Genomic DNA, 18,261 nt, shown 5'->3' on the forward strand with positions numbered 1-18,261 from the left:
GACTTGAGGCGTTGGCAGATGATAAGGAATCCTGTGATATGATACGCCTGTTTTGGGATAGCCATATTCCTATTCTTATGTCAGTAAAAGATGGATACCAATATTTGTGCATAGATTTATCTCCGGAAAATTACGGTAAAATCTATTATGGAGTTGAACCTGAATTTGAAGATTCGGCGGAATTTGTTTGCGATAGCTTCAATCATTTATTGGAAATGTTGTCTTCCAATGAAAAGGACGATATACTGACAAATTTCAAATAGGGTTTATAGTAAACAGAGGGACATTGTAAAATAAACAAAATGAAATATTTTAGATTTGTTTGTGAAATTAAGGCAAAGTCATCGGAGGATGTGAATAAATCCCGTGATTGTATAAATGAGGTTGGAATATACTGTGCATACTTGTCAAGAATGTATGAATATTATTTTCCTGCCACACAAACAGATAATGTTGTTTCTATAACCGTTTGTTTGATTGATAATTTACAAAAGACGAAATACCCAACGTCATGTGATATGAAGGTTGTATCAAATGTTGTAAATATCGACAAGTTCAACCAATTAACTCCCAAAGACAAGTCATTTTATATTATTGATTTATGTCAGCAGGCTATAATGTCATTAGTATATGAAATGCAATGGAATACGGAAGTTTTCGAACGTACCTACGATAAAATCATAAGTATGGGTGGACTCTTCCGGGAATATTGGCGAAAGGCAAAGAGTTCGCCTAACAAGCAACTGAAAGCTCAAATATATTTTGAAGATGATTATGAGAAAGATGGTATATACATTGACTTTACTGATAAAAGAGGGAAACTTATAAAACGGGTTCAGTTTGCTCCAAAGGGTTATCAAATCTATTGCAAAGGTATCAGTGAGCTACAATGGCAAGATAATTCACACGTGATAATAAAGAGGGCTTTTGGTCATGGTTTTACAAAAACAAGTGACTATTGGATGATTGGAGTCGATGGTAGTATAGAATACCATTCTCCAAGAGTTGAAAATACAGAAATCAATACGCATGGACTTTTTGATTTAGGTATTCTCTATTGGGAAGGAAAAACAATTATGCAAAACCCCAATAAGGGGCTCGAATTAATCAAGAAAGCTGCGGATCTGAACAACAAGCATGCACAGAAATGGCTTGAAAGAAATATGAAACAAAGAACTGATAGCGAACAAAAAAACGACTGAAAAGCGGAATGCTATCAAACAGTAACATCACAAATCGCAATACATCCATAATCTTATGAATAATGTAATTGAAAAAAAAGATAGAAAACAAATTACGAAAGATTGAATACCTAATATGCCAACATACACAAGAATACTCACACCATTGCCGGATTTCATCATTTTGACGGATGAAATACTAACACAATATAATGCATCTGTTTTTCTGGAAGTAAAAAGAAATGATGCCATTATAAATAGACGTATAGTTGCCGATGATATAGCTCGTTTTGTGCGAAGTGACCGAGATAAAAACTTACATTTCTATATAACAACACTTTCGTTGGAGGATGAAAATAGCTTCAATTTCTATGATGATGCACTCTGCAAGTTTGTGATAGAAGGTAGAGGTGGTAGAGAGAATGTATCAGAATTAGAAATGTTGGAATTAAGAATTGTGTCAAAAACACCTGATAGCATTATAAACAAAATATCTAATGCCATAAACTCAAAGTTGCGAAAAGATATAGGATATGGTAGCCTAACTATAAAAGGTAACTATAAGGTGTTTTATAATAAGGCAGATTTAGGGAAAAAGAAATTTGTTTATGATATATATAATCCCTTATTGCCAATAATTGAGATAGAAAACAATGAGGATTAGTGAGATATTGATTATGCCCAACATATAAATCCGAGGTGAAACATCAGTGCGACATTCACCACGGTCAGGGCGATAGCGATAAGGACTATTTTGGCGAGCTTCCTGCCGGGATGTTTCATCTTTCCGTAATATTCACGGAGCGCTTCACGCCGCCCGGCTGTGTAGCGAAGCTGGCAGAACAAGTCGGGAAGAAAGCAGAGCATCATCACTACGGCAAAAGCAACAATCCAACTGAAATAGCGAAACATCAACGGTGTTCCAAGCGGTACGAGTATGGCAAAGAGCCAGCAAAAGAACAACAGCATACGCCCGTTAAGGTTGGTATGCTCCCTTTCGTGCCATATCTCGGCTACATACCACATATAGTCGATGAAGCAGATCCGGTATTTGCGATTGTCCTTATCCATCTTGTTACAAAAATAATGTTTTCTACCCACTTAACCATTACTTCATGCCGAAAAACACCATACCCGATAAAAAGAACCTCGCCGGCTTGTTCTTGCCGACGGGGTATTTTTATCCTCACTTGTCCTTAATCAGATGCGACAGCTCCGGGTCTGCCTTGATGCGCTCAATTTCGTCGGCTACAATCTGCCTGACCTCGTTCTTGATGCGGTAGTAGTTGGCATCAATCTGCTGCTGCATGGTGTCGTTGCCGTCCTTGTCGGTGAAGTCGATGATCTGCGGTATCTTCACGTAGCGGGCGGTCTCCCGCCTGACCTTCTCGTTATCCACGACAATCTCGGCATGGAAAATCTTCTGCTCGATACGCTCGTCGAAATTGTCGGCTACCGCCCCGACGAACATACCCTGTGTGAGGTTGGAAATCTTGCTTGCCGGAATGAGGCTGTCCATCTGGGTGTTGATGGAGACGGAGGTCTCGTTCCGGTTGATAGTCATGTTCTGCCGTTTCTGCAAGACCTTGCCGAAACGCTCGGAGAGCGTCTTGGCGGTTTCGGCAACTACCTGACCTGCAAAGACATTGCCGACGGTATTACAGATTACAGCGGACTCTTTGTCTCCGTAATCACGCTTCAACTGGCTAAAATCCTGAAAGCCGAGCATGACGGCTACCTTGTTGCTTCGGGCGGTGGCAATCAGGTTATCCAGCCCACGCATGTAGATGGTGGGCAGCTCGTCGATAATCACGGCGGATTTGAGCCGTTTCTTCTTGTTGATGAGCTTCACGATGCGGGAGTTGTACAGTCCCAACGCCGCCCCGTAGATACCCTGACGGTCGGGATTGTTACCGACTACCAGCACTTTCGGCTCTTCGGGATTGTTGATGTCGAGGGTGAAATCGTCCGCCGTCATCACCCAGTAGAGCGCCGGGGAAATCATGCGGGAAAGCGGTATCTTGGCACTGGCAATCTGCCCCTGCAACTGCTCCACCGCCGAGGATTCCCATGCGTCCATAAAGGGAGAAAGGTAGTTCTCCAGCTCCGGGTACGAGGTCAGGATGGGGAAAATGTCGGCGTACTTGCGGTTCAGGAACTCGATGGCATGGGGAAAGGTGCAATACTTGCCGTTCTTGTAGATTTTGAGATACCATATAATACTGGCTAACAAAATGATAGGCGATTCCACGAAGAAGTCGCCCTGCTTGGAAATATCGGGTAAGTCAAGGGCATTGCTGCCCCCTTCTCCCCTAAGAACCGTACATGAGAGTTTCCCCTCATACGGCTCAAGCAACTCAATATTTCTATTTGTTGTTAGAAATCGGCTCATACTTTCAACATTTTCGTTTATTTCGCTTGTAGCAGTTGTTGTGGACAAGTTGCCGTACAATCGAACCACCAACAGATATTTCGTTGACGTTCCATGCTTTTGTACAATCTATTTCCTTGCCACATAACGGACAAATCCGGTTCTGCTTGTTCCATAAATATAAGAGAGACTTACGTCCCTTGAGAGATTCCAGCATTTGTTGCTCCTTTCGCTGAAAGAAATAATCATCGTATTCCGGGTCGAAAGGGTTTGCCTCACCTTTGATTTGCTTGTACGGGGTATAATGTATATCCGACAACCTTTTAAGGGTCAGGTAGTTCACTTTCTTGCTCTTGGTTTCATATTTCCATGCAAACGTCCATTTACGCCCCCGAATTTCATGCCAATATTTGTCTGCAACCCAAGACTTGCGTTTCTTTGGATGGCGACGTAAAGCCCATTTCTTCGTGAGATTGTAAATGTGATTGTCACAACCATGAAAAGCATCGGTTGATGCACCATATCGGTAATAGTTGCCCCAACCTGTGATTACAGGATTAAGCATTCGTATCAGCGATTCCTGCTTACACATTTTATGTCCTTTAACGATGTCACCGATTTTTGCCCTGAAGCGTTTCTGTGCATCTTTGGACGGGGATGTGTATAGCCTTTTGCCAAACTTCCTCACATTGAAACCTAAGAAATCAAAACCGTCGTATATGTTCGTAATGGTAGTTTTCTCTTCGGATAAGGTCAGCCCTCTTTCTTTGAGAAATTCTATCACGATAGGTTTGACTTCGTTTTCCAATAGCTCCTTATCTCGACCTGTGATTATAAAGTCATCCGCATAACGAATAAGGTTTACCTTGTAGTGGAATGTCTTATTGTTGCGCCATAATCTTTTGAATCTTTCAGCCAAGAGTGGTTGAAGTCCGTCAAGTGCTATATTTGCAAGTGTCGGTGATATGATACCTCCTTGTGGTGTACCCTCTTCTGTCGGGAATAGTTTGCCATTGAATACAGCTCCACATTTCAGCCATTTTCTGAGTATCGTCTTATCCATAGGGATATGATTAAGAAGCCAGTCGTGGCTGATATGGTCGAAGCAGCCTTTAATGTCTCCCTCCAAAATCCATTCGGGGGAATGCTGGCGGTTTAGAACCGTATCAATCTGACGGATAGCGTCCATTGTCCTGCGTTTCTTGCGGAAACCATAAGAAAAGCGGTCGCCTGTCGTTTCGGCTATCGGTTCCAATGCCATGAGATATAATGCCTGCATCGCCCTGTCTTTCATTGTCGGTATTCCCAACGGTCGGAGTTTACCGTTCTTTTTCTTGATGTGAACCCTACGAAGCGGCTGCGGATTGTAACCACGACGTTTCAGTTCACCGATTGCTTTGTACTTGCGCTTGGGAGAATCCCAAAGCTGTTTATCTACTCCAGACGTTTTCTTCCCTTTGTTGGAAGTAACCCTCTTTACCGCCAATGCCTTGGCGTAAAAAGAGTGGGTCAGCATCCACTGCAAGGCTTTCACCTTGTTATGTCTGCCTTCCTTTTGAGCCTTTACAATACGCGCTTGTAGCTTTCGGACATAGGCTTCACACTTGGACCAGTCCATGCCGTCCCAAGTTAGATTCCTACTATCAGCAGGCGCACACGATGTTTTAGTTTCGTTCATTTGCTTTCCTCCTTTTGAAAGTTCTAAAAGTTATCTTGTAAAGAGTTACCATATACGGAAGTCTGCCCACTTTCGTGTCGGATGATGTCACCAATAACAACCCGTGATGTTGATTCAATCCGTATCCACCCCATTACAGGGTGGCATTCGCTTTTTCCGTTATCTCATACCTGCACCCCATTCGGCTTGCCTTGCGGTTCGCTTACTCGCATTCTTACGAGAGAGATACAGGCTTGCCCTGTTCCACGTAATTGACAAACGGATAGTTTAGGTTCTGCCAAGTCCGCCGGCAGTGCTGTGTCCGTGTAACCCCAACATGGGCAAGGGTTATCCGACTGCTTACCTTTTGGTGAGAGCTAAAGTATCTTGCGCTCCTTCAAACCTTACGACGGCTAAAGTCAGTTCACTTACGTTAACCATGCTATCCAGCCTCGCCACTCAACGGTATGATACTAACCGTCCTTGACATTCCCTCACGGTTCAGTCTTGTCCTTTCGGAAAGTGTACTTTGTCCTATAAGCTTGGCACAACCCATCACTGGAGATGCACCTTATAGTAGGCTACCGCTGACGGAACAGCGGGTTAAATCATGCAATTAATATCACTGTCTAACAATCAATTACGTGACTTTACAGGTCACACCCACGTGCGGTTCAAATTTAACATAATCGTGTAGGCACTCTCGTAGGCATCGGATATGTCGGTCATGAAGTCCGGGTGGATGGGGTTGCAGCGGTGGCTCTCCCTCGGGTTGTCGAAGTTTATCACGTAGAACTTGGGCTTGACCTTGTAGCCGTCCAAATGGGCGAGCAGGTGGTTGTAGGCTATCTCGGAGAGGTCGGGGTACTTGAAATCATACAGGAAGAGCGAATAGCCCTTCTCGATGGTCTGTTTGATGTACTGGTTGATTATCGCATAGGACTTGCCCGAACCGGGCGTGCCCAAGACCATCGTCGCACGGAAGGGATTGACAAGGTTGATCCATCCGTCATACGCCCTGCCCCTGAACCAGAAGCGGGTGCGGAGGTTGACGGAATACTCGTTCTCCTTCAGCTCTGTCTCCTGCATGAAGGATTCGTTCTCGACGTTGAACACGTCTTCGAGCAGGTCGGTCTTCAGCAGGCGGGACATCCACAACCCCGCCATGAGCAGGCAGATATACCCGGCGGTAAGGGTGGCGATATACAGCACGGTGTCCGCCGGAAACGGCAGAGGAAGGGTGAGCAACCACCCGTTGCCGAAAAAGAGCAGCAAGCCGGACACGCCGCAAAGGATGATCCTGCGCCACGTGATTTTCTGTTCCTTCACGCCCTTTGTGCCGAGGCAGCTAAGGGCGAGGAACAGCACGGCGAAGAGCTTCGTCCAGAGGATATGGGAGAACAGCCCGGCGGTACGCTGGAAGCCGAGCAATATCCTATCGACCACGCCGATGTCGATGCCCCACTCCCGGACGGACTGGTAACAGAACCAATAAATATTGATGACTACAAATAAAATGCTTATCGCACGCATGAACTCCATGACTTTGGCGAGTCCACGCAAATCGTCTTCGTTTTGCATAATTCGTTGATGTATAAATTAAAACTTCGTTTTAGTTATGTACTTTTTCCTTTTGCCTTGATGCAAAAGAAAAAGTACCAAAAAGAAAAAATCAAGACTGCATTTTCTCGCTACTCCACTTCGCAATTTTCGGGGACAAAAAGAATTGCTTACGGCGAAAGTCCTACGTTCGGCATAGCCCAAACAAGTTTGGCTCTGCTCTCACTTAAACGGACTTTTCGCTACGCTCAAACAGCTTTTTGTCCTTATCCGAAAATCGCTGCGTTCCGCTTTACGCTGCGAAAATGAGGTCGGTATGCCATGCGGATGGTTGCTTGGTTAATGCTATCTTTTTGTTCTTTATTGCTGCCTGCCGTACTTGCGCCTCTTTTTCTTTTTGCGCTGCGGTGGTACGGGCTGGTCGCCGGACGCTCCGCCGGGTACGGGGGCAAAGAGGTTGAAGGCGGCCGCCACGTTTTGGGTGGTGCCGTCCTTGTGGTCGGGGCGGTAGCCGGTATCCTGTCCGTCCCATTGGGATGCGCCCGTATGCTCCTGCTGCCGGGTGGGATGTTCCACTTCGGCGGAGGGTTGCAGCAGGTGAATACCTTCCTGCCCGGCGAAAAGGTCGTTGAACACGCCTGCGGAGAACTCCTTGCCCAGACGGGAGCCGTTGAAGACGGCTTTGGCGGCATGGTCGATGAAGGTCGCCCCATAGATGCGCCCGGCTTCATTCTGACGGAATACCACGCCGATGCCCTGCTGCATGAGTTCCCGCTCGAACTGCGCCCGGTCATGCCCTGCGGTCTGCATGGCGGCGGCAACCTTTCCGGCGGTGGCGGCGGCGACCTCCTTGTGGGTCTTTTCCCATGCGGCAGCGTTGTGCATCCGCCTTTCAAGGGCTGCGATGCCCGCCTCCTTGCCGAACACGGAGGACTTGAAGGGCTTGCCGACCTTGTTGCCCTCCCTGTCGGTTGCCGAATAGGTCAAGCCGTGATACTCCCGCCCGCCGTATTCCCCCTTCACCTCGTCCACCGTGATGCCGTAAAGGGAAAGCACCGCCCGGTATTCTCCCAGTGTACGGAAACGCCACTCCCGGGCTATCGGGCGGATGACTCCCGCCAACTGCCCCTTGAGGTTGCCGTCCCCGTAACCGACGGGCGACAAGGGCAGCCCCTCCTTCCACTGCTTGGGCGTAGCCGGGACAAGACCGAACTGCCGTTCCAGCTCCCGGCAGACCTTCATCGAACGCCCGTGCTCGTAGCTATCGGAAATGGCACGCCCGGTTTCGTCCACCCGGACGGAGACGATGTGCAGGTGCTCCCGCCCGATGTCGTTGTGGCGATAGACGATATAGGGCTGGTCGCCGAAGCCCATGCGCCGCATGTACTCCTCCGCCAAGCTGACAAACCGCTCCTCGCTCAAGCAATCCTTCGGGTCGGGATTGAGGGAGATGTGCAGGACGGGCTTCTCGGTCTTACGGTTGGCGGTCAAATAGTCGCCGAACGAGCGGGAAAGATGCCCTATCGTGTAGGGGTTATCGCCCTGCGACTCGATAATCCGGCTGGTGAAAAGCACGTCGGCGTGCCGTTCGTCCACCTTCAACTGGTTGTAGGCAAGCACCCCGTACAGGCTGCTGCCGTGCGAAATCTTGGCTATCATCGGACGGGGTATTTGCTTTGGAACTCCTCCACCAGTGCGGAAATCCGCTTGCTTAACTCGACCAGTTCGAGGGTGTGCCGCTCCAGCTTGTAGAGGAAAGCGAGGGCTTTCTTCTCCGAGAAATTGGATTTGAGCGCACGCACGCATTGGTTGTAGTTCGTGCCTATGGCACGGAACTGCGAGTGGAAAGTGGTCAGGCGCATGTAGAAATCCTGCGTCCCCTTATCCAGTTTAATGACCTTAATCTCCCTTCCGAAAAGTGCGGAAACGATAAACTCCGCCTTGGTCGCCTTGCCCGACTCGTCGAAAAGCGCGAGGAAACGGGCGTTGTCCCCGTCGTCCAGACGGAACACGTAGCGGTGGCGCATCTTGTCGGGCTTGGGCTTTCGCCCGTGGTTGCCCGCATACTTCTTCTGATTGTCCATCATCCTGTAAAATTTTAAGTGAAACATGGTCTGAAAACGCCGTATGCCTACGGCTCTCCCCCGTGAGCAGCCCCCGACTCCGGAGGGGGATGCCACATCGAGGGGGCAAGGTGGTGGTGAGGCACGAAATTCATTTCGAGTGCCGCAGCACACAACTTGCCATTTTCGTTTGAAAATAAAATCCGTCCTGCCGGACAGATTGGGGATGCCCTTGCCTGCTGCGGAGTGCCGGGGCACTCCCTCGGGCGGTTGCCGCTCTTCTCCATTCTTATTCCATTTTGGTTTCCGCCTGCAAAGTAACAGCCCTTTTCCCGTCCGGACACCATGCCCGGATGCGACAAACCTACGGGTGGAAAGACAATGCACGACACGCTGATAATCAAACGGATAAACTACCGGTATTTTGATATTCCTTTGCGCCGTGGAAGCGGTGAAACGACTGTCCGGATAGACAAGGAAACAGCCGGATAGCCGACCGGACGGACAGCCGGACGGCTGACGGTCTTGCCGGACAAACGGACGGACAACCGGATAACCAGCCGGACGATTGGCTAACCAGCCAAACGGCTAAATGACTAAACGGCTAAACGGTCAAACGGCTGAACAGCCGGACAAGCGGACAGCCGGATGATTGGATGGACGGCTGGATACCGGGCTGAATGTATGACCGGATGTCTGAACGAATGAACGGACGAATGAACGGCAGAGTGGCTGAAAGGCTGACTGATTGAGTGAACAGAGAAGCGGCTGCACGGGCAGCCGGATGAATAACCAACAGAATGACGATATGGACAGACAGACATTGAACGTGGCTTTCGCCACACAGAAAGGCGGCAGCGGCAAGACGGCTATCACGGTGCTGGTGGCGGGCTACCTGCACTACCGCTTGGGGTGTCCGCTGGCGGTGATCGACTGCGACTTCCCGCAGTACAGCCTGTACGAGATGCGGGAGCGGGACAGCCGGGCGGTACTGGAGAACGAACACCTGAAACGGGCGGCTTACGAACAGATGCGGCAGCCGGGGCGTGCCGCCTATCCGGTGCGCAAGTGCCGGGTGGAACAAGCCCCCGACACGGCAAGGGAGCTGGCGGCGGAAGGCTGCTACGACCTGCTCTTCTTCGACCTGCCGGGCACGGTGAACTCGGCGGGCATCCTGCGCACGATCGCACAGATGGACTACATCTTCGCCCCGGTGAGTGCGGACAAGGCGGTGCTGGAAAGCACGCTCTCCTTCCTCGACGTGCTGCAACGGATGATGCTGGGCAAGGAGACGAGCCGCTTGAAGGGGCTTTACCTTTTCTGGAACCAAGTGGACAAGCGGGAAACGAGCGGGCTGTACGAGAAGTACGGGGAGGTGGTCGCCGACATGGGGCTGCCGATGCTGCAAACCCGCATCCCCGACACGAAACGCTTCCGCAAGGAGGCGGACGGCACGGGACGGACGGTGTTCCGCTCCACGCTGCTGGCTCCCGACAGGCGGATGCTGGCAGGCAGCGGCATCCCCGAACTGACCCGTGAGATAGCAACCATCCTCAAACTGGAAGGCTATGAAGAGACAGCGGAATGAGAAGCCCATCGACGAGGAGCTGCTGATGCGGATGATGGCGGGCGAGGCGGCAGGGACGGGAGAACCGGGAACCGGAAAGGTTGAAACCGCCGTGCCGGTGGAGAAGGCGCAGGAAGGGAAGGCGGCGGAGACAAGACGGCGCAAGGGAAGGCAGGCGGACTACGAGACGACCTTCCTCAAAGGCATGGACATCCCCGCCCGCTACGGCAAGCCGGTCTATGTGCGCCGTGAGTACCACGAGCGCATCGCCAAAATCTCGGTGATGCTGACGGGCGGCAAGGTGTCGCTCTCGGCATACATCGACAACGTGCTGGCGCAGCACTTCGAGCAATACCGGGAGGAGATCGAGGCGGCATACGCCGGGAAACTGGAGAACCTCTTTTAAAAAGGAAGGAGGAAACGGCATGATACTGAAATTATCGCTCACCGTCCTGCTGCTTTATTACCTCGGCGTGCTGTGGAAATACTACCGGCAGGACATCGCCGGGATGTTCGGTACAGCGGAGACGGACGAAGGCACGGACGAGCCGGATCAGGAGCCGGGGCAACCGGGCGAGCCGTACACGGTCATGGGTGAAAGCACCTACCTGCCCTTCGCAGCGGAGGACGGGGAGGAAGCGGCAGCCGGAGCCGTGGAGGAACCCGCCACGGAGGACGACGGGGCGGACTACTCCGACATCGAGCCGGAGGAGGACGAGGAGGAGACGGACTATGAACCCACGCCGGAGGAGATCCGGGAACTGGAGGAGGAAGAGGAATTAGGGGCTTATTACCCGGACGGCAACCCCGACTTCGCCACGGGGTACTCCTTCGATGACCTGAAAAAGGTGCGCCGGGTACTGGTGTCGGACGATGCGGGCGAAAAGGCGGAGCGGGAAGCCCGTGAGGTGCTGCCGTCCGTGATGGGGTCGGACATCTGGGAGGCGATGCTGGACGAGTTCGAGGGCGCACGTGAGCGTGTCGCCCGGCTGATGGACAACCATAATGTTTAATTAAAATTTTAAAGACAAATGAGACAGAAAAAAATCTTTTTTACGGCGGCCTGCATACTGGCTGCCGTGGGCGCAATGGCGCAGGGAAACGGGCAGGCGGGCATCACCGAAGCCACGCAGATGGTCACCTCGTATTTTGAGCCGGGGGTGTGACACGTGAAAGCCGTGTAAGTGATTGTGTAACTATGATTTAATTCATTGATTACACCTGCAATTCCGTTTGCAGTAGTCTGAGAGTACGTGCATTGTGAGTAATCTCTTTGTGCGAAGCTGCTCTGACAAAGTACCCTTTCCGAAAGGAATAGACCGAAGCGTGAGTGGAGGTTAAGGCAGATAACATCGTTCTGCCGAGGGGCGAGACTTGATGGTATGGTCAACCAATGTGAATGTCTGATAAACATCGTTACGAAGAACAAGCCAAATGATGTTGAGGGCTTCGCTCCAAAAGCGAGGCTGTAGGCTTGAACCAAAAGGTGTGCAGTCGGTCAACTCCCTGTCCAGGTGGGGTTGCACGGACATAATGACTGCCGGTGGATAGGACAGACCTAACCCATTATCGTCACTTGCATGGAACGTGGTAAGCCCGTATCCCTCCCCCTCTTAGAGGAGGTAAGCAAGCCGCAAGGCAAGCCTATATGGGGTGCGGGTATAGGAACGTGGAAAAAGCGAATGCTGTTCTGTAATGGAGCGGATACGGATTGACCTCATTGCCATGTATGGCAGAGAGCCACATCATCTGACACGAAAGTGTGCCCACTTCCACAAGGTAACTCTTTACAATAAACTTATAGAACTTCTAAAGAAAGGAATGCAAATGAACAAATCGAAAGAAAAGTGTGCGCCTGAAAATATGGTCCTCTCTGATACCGAACGTTGGAAAAGCATTGACCGACACAAGGCAGAGGAGTATGTTCGGAAGCTGCAAGCACGTATTGTAAAGGCTCAAAGGGAAGGCAGACACGGCAAGGTCAAATCCTTGCAATGGCTGTTGACCCACTCGTTCTACGGTCGCTATCTTGCCGTAGTTCGGGTTACTACTAATAAGGGTAAAAACACCGCAGGAGTTGACCATGTAAGATGGTCATCCGATGCGGCAAAAGTCAAAGCTATTGACACACTCAAACGCCGTGGCTATCAACCGATGCCCCTGCGTCGTGTGGAAATACCGAAGAAGAACGGGAAGAAACGCCCCTTGGGAATCCCTACGATGAAAGACCGTGCGATGCAGGCTCTCTATCTGATGGCTCTCGACCCTATTGCGGAAACGACAGGCGACCAACATTCCTACGGCTTCCGTAAGTATCGCAGTTGTCAAGATGCAATAGCCCAATGTCACAATGTCCTTTCAAGGGATGTTGCTCCTAAATGGATTCTGGAGGGAGACATCAAAGGATGCTTCGACCACATCAGCCATGAATGGCTTCTTAACAATATCCCTATGGATAAGGAAGTATTAAGGAAATGGCTCAAAAGCGGTTATGTATTCAATGGAAGTCTTTTTCCGACTGAGGAGGGAACTCCACAAGGCGGCATAATTTCTCCCACTCTTGCCAATATGACTCTTGACGGGCTTCAATCCCTCGTCCAAAAGGCGGTCAAGCCTTACTGGCAACCAGTGCCTACTGCTTATGGACGCAAGTGGATTGAACCTAAAATCAATCTCGTGCGCTATGCTGATGATTTTATTGTCACTGCAAAGGATAAGGAAACAATTGAGAATGTTATCCTGCCCCTTATACGGCAGTTTATGGCAGAACGTGGACTGATGCTATCGGAAGAAAAGACAAAGATAACCCACATCAGTGAGGGTTTTGATTTTCTTGGCTTCAACATCCGAGAATACAAGTCCAACGGCAAACTTCTGACCAAACCGTCCAAAGATGCGATGAAGCAATTCTGCGATAAGGTTCGCACGAAGATAAAGAGCAACAAGTCGGCAAAGGCTTCCTCACTTATAAGGATGCTCAACCACATGATTCCCGGATGGACAAATTATTACCGTTACGGGGCATCATCGAAAGCATTCTCACGTGTGGACTACGAGGTGTACAAAACACTTTGGCAATGGGCAAAACGCAGGCATCCGAAAAAGGGTATGCACTGGATTAAAGACAGGTATTTCAAACAACTGCATGGACGTGAGTGGTGTTTTGCCACTATAACCAAGAACAAGAAGTCGGGCAAGGAAACGACTTTAAGTCTTAAAAGGCTGGCGGACACTCCCATATTGAAGTACGTGCGTGTTAGAACCAATACTAATCCATACGACCCTGCCGATGCTCCTTACTATGCACGGCGTAAGTCAAAGAACACGGAGAATCAACTACGTGAGATTGACGACTTGTTGCGTATGATTTGGATCCATCAAGAAATGCGCTGTCCAATCTGTGGAAAGATTATTGACGATGAACGAAGATGGACGACTATTAAGGAGACTGTCAACGGAAAGCCGTTTAAGATTCTCATACACAGTTCATGTAAGAACAAGAAGTTTAACCCTGATAATATTAGTAGGAAATGAGGCAGAACTATTCCTTCAGTAAGAATGGCAATGCGTTGCTTGAGCCGTGTGAGGGGAAACTCTCATGCACGGTTCTTAGAGGGGAAAGCCCCAGCAATGGGGCTGACCTACTCGACACGAAACTGATTTACGCCATCGGTGCGGTGGTCGGCTTGATCGGAGGGGTGAAAGTGTACGGGAAATTCAGCGCCGGCGATCCGGACGTGAGCAAAGTCGCCGCAAGCTGGTTCGGTGCCTGCATCTTCCTGATCGTGGCGGCTACCATCCTCCGTTCGTTCTTCCTGTAAAACAGCGGACTATGGACTTGGAAATCAACAAGGGGATCGGCAGGAACGTGGAGTTCAAGGGGCTGGAAAGCCAGTACCTCTTCATCTTCTGCGGCGGTCTGCTCGCCGTGTTCGTGGTGTTCGTCATCCTGTACATGGCGGGCGTGAACCAGTGGGTGTGCATCGGCTTCGGCGTGGCTGCGGCTACGCTGCTGGTATGGCTGACCTTCCGGCTGAACGCCCGGTACGGCACGCACGGGCTGATGAAGGCAGCCGCCCGCAGGCGGCATCCGAGGTACGTGGTGAACCGCCTGAAAATCCCCCGATTATTCACCTTTAAACACTGGCAAGAATGAGAAACGTAATGAAAGCGGCGACGCTCGAAAGCAAGTTCCCGCTGCTGGCGGTGGAGAACGGCTGCATCGTGAGCAAGGAGGCGGACGTGACGGTCGCCTTCAGGGTGGAACTGCCGGAACTGTTCTCCGTCACGGGGAGCGAGTACGAGGCGGTCCACTCGGCTTGGCACAAGGCGGTGAAGGTGCTGCCGGAGTATTCCATCGTACACAAGCAGGACTTCTTCATCGAGGAGAAGTACCGGCCGGAAACGGACAGGGACGACCTTAGCTTCCTGAGCCGGAGCTTTGAGAGGCACTTCAACGAACGCCCGTTCCTGAACCACTTCTGCTACCTGTTCCTTACCAAGACGACGAAGGCACGGAGCCGTCAGGAAAGCACGTTCTCCACCCTCTGCAAGGGCAGGCTTGTCCCCAAGGAGATCGAGGACCGGGAGACGGTTACGAGGTTCATCGAAGCGGTCGGTCAGTTCGAGAAGATCATGAACGACAGCGGACTGGTCAGGCTGCGCCGCCTCACGACGGACGAGATCACCGGCACGGAACGGTCGGCGGGCATCGTGGAGAAGTACCTCTCGCTCTCGCAGCACGACACGACGGTGCTGAAGGACATCCAGTTGAACCCGGAGGAGATGCGCATCGGCGACGACATCCTCTGCCTGCACACCCTCTCTGACACGGAAGACCTGCCGGGCAAGGTGGCGACTGACAGCCGCTACGAGCGGCTCTCGACCGACCGCTCGGACTGCCGCCTGTCGTTCGCCGCCCCGGTGGGCTTGCTGCTGGACTGCAACCACTGCTACAACCAGTACATCTTCATCGACGACCACGGGGAGAACCTGAAACGCTTCGAGCAGACCGCCCGGAACATGCACTCGCTCTCCCGCTATTCCCGCTCCAACCAGATCAACAAGGCATGGATCGAGGAATACCTGAACGAGGCGCACTCGAAAGGGCTGACCTCGGTGCGCTGCCACTGCAACGTGATGGCGTGGAGCGACGACCGGGAGGAGCTTAGGCGCATCAAGAACGAGGTGGGCAGCCAGCTCGCCCTGATGGAGTGCAAGCCGAGGCACAACACGGTGGACGTGCCGACGCTCTTCTGGGCGGCGATACCGGGCAACGAGGGGGACTTCCCCTTCGAGGAGAGCTTCTACACGTTCATCCCGCAAGCCCTGTGCTTCTTCACCGAGGAGACGAACTACAAGGACTCGCTCTCGCCCTTCGGCATCAAGATGGCGGACAGGATGACGGGCAGACCGCTGCATCTGGACATCAGCGACCTGCCGATGAAGAAAGGGGTGATCTCGAACCGCAACAAGTTCGTCCTCGGTCCGAGCGGAAGCGGCAAGTCGTTCTTCATGAACCACCTCGTGCGCCAGTATTACGAGCAGAACAGCCACATCGTGCTGATCGACACGGGCAACTCGTACCAAGGGCTGTGCGAGCTGATCCACCGCAAGACCAAGGGCGAGGACGGGATTTATTACACGTACACGGAGGAGAAGCCCATCAGCTTCAACCCCTTCTTCACGGACGACTACAAGTTCAGCGTGGAGAAGAAGGACAGCATCAAGACGCTGCTGCTGGCGCTGTGGAAGGGCGAGGACGAGAAGGTCACGAAGACGGAGAGCGGCGAGCTGGGCAGTGCGGTGTCGGCGTACATCCGCCGGATACAACAGAACCGGGACATCGCCCCCTCGTTCGACACCTTCTACGAGTACATGCTGAACGATTACCGGAAGGAGCTGGCTGCAAGGGACATCAAGGTGAGCCGGGAGGACTTCAACATCGACAACTTCCTGACCACGCTGCGGCAGTATTACAAGGGCGGGCGCTACGACTTCCTGCTGAACTCGAACGAGAACATCGACCTGCTGCACAAGCGGTTCATCGTCTTCGAGATCGACGCCGTGAAGGACAACGCCGAGCTGTTCCCCGTGGTTACGATCATCATCATGGAAGCCTTCATCAACAAGCTGCGCCGCCTGAAAGGGGTGCGGAAGATGCTGATCTGCGAGGAGGCTTGGAAAGCCCTTTCCTCGCCGAGCATGAGCGAGTACCTGAAATATCTCTACAAGACCGTCAGGAAATATTTCGGCGAGGCGATTGTCGTCACGCAGGAAGTCGATGATATCATCTCGTCCCCCATCGTGAAGGAGGCTATCATCACCAACTCGGACTGCAAGATCCTTTTGGACCAGAAGAAGTACATGAACAAGTTCGACGGCATCCAGTCGATGCTCGGTCTGACGGACAAGGAGAAGTCGCAGATACTCTCCATCAACCTCGCCAACCATCCCGGACGGAAGTACAAGGAGGTCTGGATCGGTCTGAACGGGGTGCAGTCGGCGGTGTACGCCACGGAGGTGTCGGCTGCCGAGTACCTGACCTATACCACCGAGGAGAGCGAGAAGACGGAGGTGTTCGCACTGGCGGAAGAGCTGGGCGGCGACTTGGAGCTTGCCATCAAGCGGCTGGCGGAGACGAAGTATAAATAATGTGCCGATGCGCTGGCGGGGAGCGGCGGACAGGTTGCCGGACGGGTGGTTGATTGACCGGACGAACGGCTGAAGGGTCGGATGATTGACCAAACGGCTAAACGGTCAAACGGTTAAACAGTTAAACGGCTGGATGTACAAACGGCTAAACGATATGGAGAGAATAAAATTTTGTAAAACTTAAAAAAACGGAATCAAGATGAGACGATTGAATTTAATCCTGCTGCTGTCGGCGGTGACGGCGGCGCTGGCGTTTGTCATTTCCTGCAAGGAGACAAATGCGGAACGGTTGGAAAAGATGTGCGGCGAATGGGTCAGCACGGGCGGAAAGCCGCCCTTCACCCTCTGGGAAGAGGACGGCAGGTACCGTGTGACGGTCATGCACAGGAACCACACGGGCGGCAGTGAAGCGGAAACCTACCTCGTCCGGGAAACGGAAGGGGTGCTGTTCATCGAGACGGGCTTCGCCGTGATGATGGACTATGACCGGGAGAAAGACCGCATCCGGCTGTCGCCGGGCGGAGAGTACAGGAGAAAGAGTGACGGAACCCTAAAACAGTAAGGACATGAGAACGATAAAGACAATCATCGTGGGCGTAGCGTGCCTGACGGCAGGTGCGGCCAACGCCCAGTGGGTCGTACACGATCCCGGCAATCTGGCGCAGGGCATCATCAACACGACCAAGGAGATCGTGGAGACCTCCGCCACCGCACAGCACACGCTGGACGGATTCAAGGAGACGGCGAAGATATTCGAGCAGGGACGGAAGTATTACGATGCGCTCAAGGCGGTGCATGACGTGGTGAAAGGCGGCGTGAAGGTGAAGAAGTCCATCGAGATGGTGGCGGACATCTCGGAAATCTACGTGCGCAACTACCAGAAGATGCTCGGCGACCCGAACTACACGCCGGACGAGCTGTCAACCATCTCGTTCGGGTACGCCAAGCTGCTCTCCGAGAGCGCGGACATCCTGCAAGATCTGAAGAACGTGGTGAACGTGACGGGGATGTCGCTCTCGGACGCCGAGCGGCTGGCGATCATCGACCAGAGCTACAAGCGACTGCTGGAGTACCGCAACCTCGTGCAGTATTACACGGACAAGAACATCTCGGTGAGCTACCTGCGGGCGAAGAAGAAAAAGGACGCCGACCGGGTGGTGGCTCTCTACGGGGATGCGGAAGACCGTTACTGGTGAGAGTGGCAATAT

Annotated in this window: 21 protein-coding genes and 3 pseudogenes; 15 read left to right on the top strand and 9 right to left on the bottom strand. The window is 51.8% G+C overall.

What is annotated here, in order from left to right:
- From DWZ47_RS30975 to DWZ47_RS12615, 3 genes are all read left to right on the top strand, one after another.
- A partial coding sequence (locus DWZ47_RS30975) for an SMI1/KNR4 family protein (RefSeq protein WP_233525044.1) occupies positions 1 to 263 on the top strand: 263 nt, incomplete at its 5' end.
- Positions 264 to 302: 39 nt separating this feature from the next.
- Positions 303 to 1,202: an SEL1-like repeat protein gene (locus DWZ47_RS12610; RefSeq protein WP_032581406.1), complete on the top strand. Its 900-nt coding sequence runs from the start codon at positions 303 to 305 to the stop codon at positions 1,200 to 1,202.
- A gap of 115 nt (positions 1,203 to 1,317) precedes the next feature.
- Positions 1,318 to 1,845: a hypothetical protein gene (locus DWZ47_RS12615; protein ID WP_032581407.1), complete on the top strand. Its 528-nt coding sequence runs from the start codon at positions 1,318 to 1,320 to the stop codon at positions 1,843 to 1,845.
- An 11-nt stretch (positions 1,846 to 1,856) separates the two neighbouring features.
- Here DWZ47_RS12615 and DWZ47_RS12620 read toward each other — a convergent pair whose 3' ends face one another.
- The 4 genes and pseudogenes from DWZ47_RS12620 to DWZ47_RS12635 form a co-directional block, all read right to left on the bottom strand.
- The gene (locus DWZ47_RS12620; protein WP_032581409.1) at positions 1,857 to 2,252 is read right to left on the bottom strand and encodes a hypothetical protein; all 396 of its coding nucleotides are present in this window, start codon (positions 2,250 to 2,252) and stop codon (positions 1,857 to 1,859) included.
- Between the two features lie 115 nt (positions 2,253 to 2,367).
- Complete coding sequence (locus tag DWZ47_RS12625; protein ID WP_117513352.1) at positions 2,368 to 3,573, bottom strand: TraM recognition domain-containing protein; 1,206 nt, start codon at positions 3,571 to 3,573, stop codon at positions 2,368 to 2,370.
- A 4-nt stretch (positions 3,574 to 3,577) separates the two neighbouring features.
- Positions 3,578 to 5,230 carry a group II intron reverse transcriptase/maturase gene (gene ltrA / locus DWZ47_RS12630; protein WP_004308488.1) on the bottom strand — a complete coding sequence of 551 codons (1,653 nt, stop codon included), beginning with the start codon at positions 5,228 to 5,230 and terminating at the stop codon, positions 3,578 to 3,580.
- A 639-nt stretch (positions 5,231 to 5,869) separates the two neighbouring features.
- Positions 5,870 to 6,790 (bottom strand): annotated as a pseudogene (locus DWZ47_RS12635) (YWFCY domain-containing protein); the annotation flags it as partial.
- A gap of 9 nt (positions 6,791 to 6,799) precedes the next feature.
- Between DWZ47_RS12635 and DWZ47_RS12640 the strand changes: the two are divergent.
- The gene (locus DWZ47_RS12640; protein WP_032581411.1) at positions 6,800 to 7,078 is read left to right on the top strand and encodes a hypothetical protein; all 279 of its coding nucleotides are present in this window, start codon (positions 6,800 to 6,802) and stop codon (positions 7,076 to 7,078) included.
- Positions 7,079 to 7,129: 51 nt separating this feature from the next.
- On the opposite strand, the gene mobB is transcribed toward DWZ47_RS12640, so the two are convergent.
- From mobB to DWZ47_RS12660, 4 genes are all read right to left on the bottom strand, one after another.
- Entirely contained in the window at positions 7,130 to 8,428 is a 1,299-nt protein-coding gene (gene mobB, locus DWZ47_RS12645) for a conjugal transfer protein MobB (RefSeq protein ID WP_117513355.1), read from the bottom strand.
- Complete coding sequence (gene mobA / locus DWZ47_RS12650; protein ID WP_004327358.1) at positions 8,425 to 8,853, bottom strand: conjugal transfer protein MobA; 429 nt, start codon at positions 8,851 to 8,853, stop codon at positions 8,425 to 8,427. The genes mobB and mobA overlap by 4 nt, the downstream gene beginning before the upstream one ends.
- A 47-nt stretch (positions 8,854 to 8,900) precedes the next feature.
- Positions 8,901 to 9,224 carry a hypothetical protein gene (locus DWZ47_RS12655; protein WP_233525045.1) on the bottom strand — a complete coding sequence of 108 codons (324 nt, stop codon included), beginning with the start codon at positions 9,222 to 9,224 and terminating at the stop codon, positions 8,901 to 8,903.
- A gap of 212 nt (positions 9,225 to 9,436) precedes the next feature.
- Positions 9,437 to 9,628, bottom strand: a complete 192-nt coding sequence (locus DWZ47_RS12660) for a hypothetical protein (protein WP_233525046.1) — start codon at positions 9,626 to 9,628, stop codon at positions 9,437 to 9,439.
- Positions 9,629 to 9,640: 12 nt separating this feature from the next.
- On the opposite strand from DWZ47_RS12660, the gene DWZ47_RS12665 reads away from it, so the two are divergent.
- The 4 genes and pseudogenes from DWZ47_RS12665 to DWZ47_RS12680 form a co-directional block, all read left to right on the top strand.
- The gene (locus DWZ47_RS12665) at positions 9,641 to 10,420 is read left to right on the top strand and encodes a ParA family protein (protein WP_233525047.1); all 780 of its coding nucleotides are present in this window, start codon (positions 9,641 to 9,643) and stop codon (positions 10,418 to 10,420) included.
- Positions 10,401 to 10,805, top strand: coding sequence for a DUF3408 domain-containing protein (locus DWZ47_RS12670; protein WP_117513361.1), 405 nt, complete (start codon positions 10,401 to 10,403; stop codon positions 10,803 to 10,805). Before DWZ47_RS12665 ends, DWZ47_RS12670 begins: the two co-directional genes overlap by 20 nt.
- 19 nt (positions 10,806 to 10,824) lie before the next feature.
- Positions 10,825 to 11,412, top strand: a complete 588-nt coding sequence (locus DWZ47_RS12675) for a DUF4122 family protein (RefSeq protein WP_117513363.1) — start codon at positions 10,825 to 10,827, stop codon at positions 11,410 to 11,412.
- Between the two features lie 18 nt (positions 11,413 to 11,430).
- Positions 11,431 to 11,559: pseudogene (locus DWZ47_RS12680) on the top strand (DUF4134 family protein); the annotation flags it as partial.
- Between the two features lie 177 nt (positions 11,560 to 11,736).
- Here DWZ47_RS12680 and DWZ47_RS30335 read toward each other — a convergent pair.
- Positions 11,737 to 11,931 (bottom strand): hypothetical protein, encoded by a 195-nt coding sequence (locus DWZ47_RS30335; RefSeq protein ID WP_147330784.1) that lies wholly within the window; start codon positions 11,929 to 11,931, stop codon positions 11,737 to 11,739.
- A 48-nt stretch (positions 11,932 to 11,979) separates the two neighbouring features.
- Between DWZ47_RS30335 and DWZ47_RS31260 the strand changes: the two genes are divergently transcribed.
- The 7 genes and pseudogenes from DWZ47_RS31260 to DWZ47_RS12710 all read left to right on the top strand — a co-directional run bounded on the left by DWZ47_RS31260 (position 11,980) and on the right by DWZ47_RS12710 (position 18,249).
- Positions 11,980 to 12,114: a hypothetical protein gene (locus tag DWZ47_RS31260; protein ID WP_255421418.1), complete on the top strand. Its 135-nt coding sequence runs from the start codon at positions 11,980 to 11,982 to the stop codon at positions 12,112 to 12,114.
- A gap of 112 nt (positions 12,115 to 12,226) precedes the next feature.
- Positions 12,227 to 13,933, top strand: coding sequence for a group II intron reverse transcriptase/maturase (gene ltrA, locus DWZ47_RS12685; protein ID WP_100766110.1), 1,707 nt, complete (start codon positions 12,227 to 12,229; stop codon positions 13,931 to 13,933).
- Positions 13,934 to 14,049: 116 nt separating this feature from the next.
- Positions 14,050 to 14,220: pseudogene (locus tag DWZ47_RS12690) on the top strand (DUF4134 domain-containing protein); the annotation flags it as partial.
- A gap of 11 nt (positions 14,221 to 14,231) precedes the next feature.
- Complete coding sequence (locus DWZ47_RS12695) at positions 14,232 to 14,555, top strand: DUF4133 domain-containing protein (RefSeq protein WP_004327363.1); 324 nt, start codon at positions 14,232 to 14,234, stop codon at positions 14,553 to 14,555.
- Positions 14,552 to 17,053: a TraG family conjugative transposon ATPase gene (locus tag DWZ47_RS12700; RefSeq protein ID WP_117513365.1), complete on the top strand. Its 2,502-nt coding sequence runs from the start codon at positions 14,552 to 14,554 to the stop codon at positions 17,051 to 17,053. Before DWZ47_RS12695 ends, DWZ47_RS12700 begins: the two co-directional genes overlap by 4 nt.
- A gap of 199 nt (positions 17,054 to 17,252) precedes the next feature.
- A complete protein-coding gene (locus tag DWZ47_RS12705) occupies positions 17,253 to 17,615 on the top strand; it encodes a DUF3876 domain-containing protein (RefSeq protein WP_010992658.1) in 363 nt (120 codons plus the stop codon).
- A gap of 4 nt (positions 17,616 to 17,619) precedes the next feature.
- Positions 17,620 to 18,249 (top strand): DUF4141 domain-containing protein, encoded by a 630-nt coding sequence (locus tag DWZ47_RS12710; protein ID WP_009041281.1) that lies wholly within the window; start codon positions 17,620 to 17,622, stop codon positions 18,247 to 18,249.
- The last annotated feature ends 12 nt before the right edge of the window (positions 18,250 to 18,261 follow it).

The sequence above is a fragment of the Bacteroides sp. AF32-8BH genome (assembly GCF_003435205.1).
GTDB lineage: Bacteria > Bacteroidota > Bacteroidia > Bacteroidales > Bacteroidaceae > Bacteroides > Bacteroides ovatus.

Bases quoted from the DNA above. Each gene is read 5' to 3' on its own strand.
- DWZ47_RS12620 (WP_032581409.1), bottom strand. From the start codon at position 2,252: ATGGATAAGGACAATCGCAAATACCGGATCTGCTTCATCGACTATATG.
- DWZ47_RS12675 (WP_117513363.1), top strand. From the start codon at position 10,825: ATGATACTGAAATTATCGCTCACCGTCCTGCTGCTTTATTACCTCGGC.
- DWZ47_RS12640 (WP_032581411.1), top strand. From the start codon at position 6,800: ATGTATAAATTAAAACTTCGTTTTAGTTATGTACTTTTTCCTTTTGCC.
- DWZ47_RS12610 (WP_032581406.1), top strand. From the start codon at position 303: ATGAAATATTTTAGATTTGTTTGTGAAATTAAGGCAAAGTCATCGGAG.
- DWZ47_RS12700 (WP_117513365.1), top strand. From the start codon at position 14,552: ATGAGAAACGTAATGAAAGCGGCGACGCTCGAAAGCAAGTTCCCGCTG.
- DWZ47_RS12705 (WP_010992658.1), top strand. From the start codon at position 17,253: ATGAGACGATTGAATTTAATCCTGCTGCTGTCGGCGGTGACGGCGGCG.
- DWZ47_RS12670 (WP_117513361.1), top strand. From the start codon at position 10,401: ATGAAGAGACAGCGGAATGAGAAGCCCATCGACGAGGAGCTGCTGATG.
- DWZ47_RS12695 (WP_004327363.1), top strand. From the start codon at position 14,232: ATGGACTTGGAAATCAACAAGGGGATCGGCAGGAACGTGGAGTTCAAG.
- DWZ47_RS12615 (WP_032581407.1), top strand. From the start codon at position 1,318: ATGCCAACATACACAAGAATACTCACACCATTGCCGGATTTCATCATT.
- DWZ47_RS12710 (WP_009041281.1), top strand. From the start codon at position 17,620: ATGAGAACGATAAAGACAATCATCGTGGGCGTAGCGTGCCTGACGGCA.
- ltrA (WP_100766110.1), top strand. From the start codon at position 12,227: ATGAACAAATCGAAAGAAAAGTGTGCGCCTGAAAATATGGTCCTCTCT.
- DWZ47_RS12665 (WP_233525047.1), top strand. From the start codon at position 9,641: ATGGACAGACAGACATTGAACGTGGCTTTCGCCACACAGAAAGGCGGC.
- DWZ47_RS31260 (WP_255421418.1), top strand. From the start codon at position 11,980: ATGGAACGTGGTAAGCCCGTATCCCTCCCCCTCTTAGAGGAGGTAAGC.
- mobB (WP_117513355.1), bottom strand. From the start codon at position 8,428: ATGATAGCCAAGATTTCGCACGGCAGCAGCCTGTACGGGGTGCTTGCC.
- ltrA (WP_004308488.1), bottom strand. From the start codon at position 5,230: ATGAACGAAACTAAAACATCGTGTGCGCCTGCTGATAGTAGGAATCTA.
- DWZ47_RS30335 (WP_147330784.1), bottom strand. From the start codon at position 11,931: ATGTCCGTGCAACCCCACCTGGACAGGGAGTTGACCGACTGCACACCT.
- DWZ47_RS12625 (WP_117513352.1), bottom strand. From the start codon at position 3,573: ATGAGCCGATTTCTAACAACAAATAGAAATATTGAGTTGCTTGAGCCG.
- mobA (WP_004327358.1), bottom strand. From the start codon at position 8,853: ATGGACAATCAGAAGAAGTATGCGGGCAACCACGGGCGAAAGCCCAAG.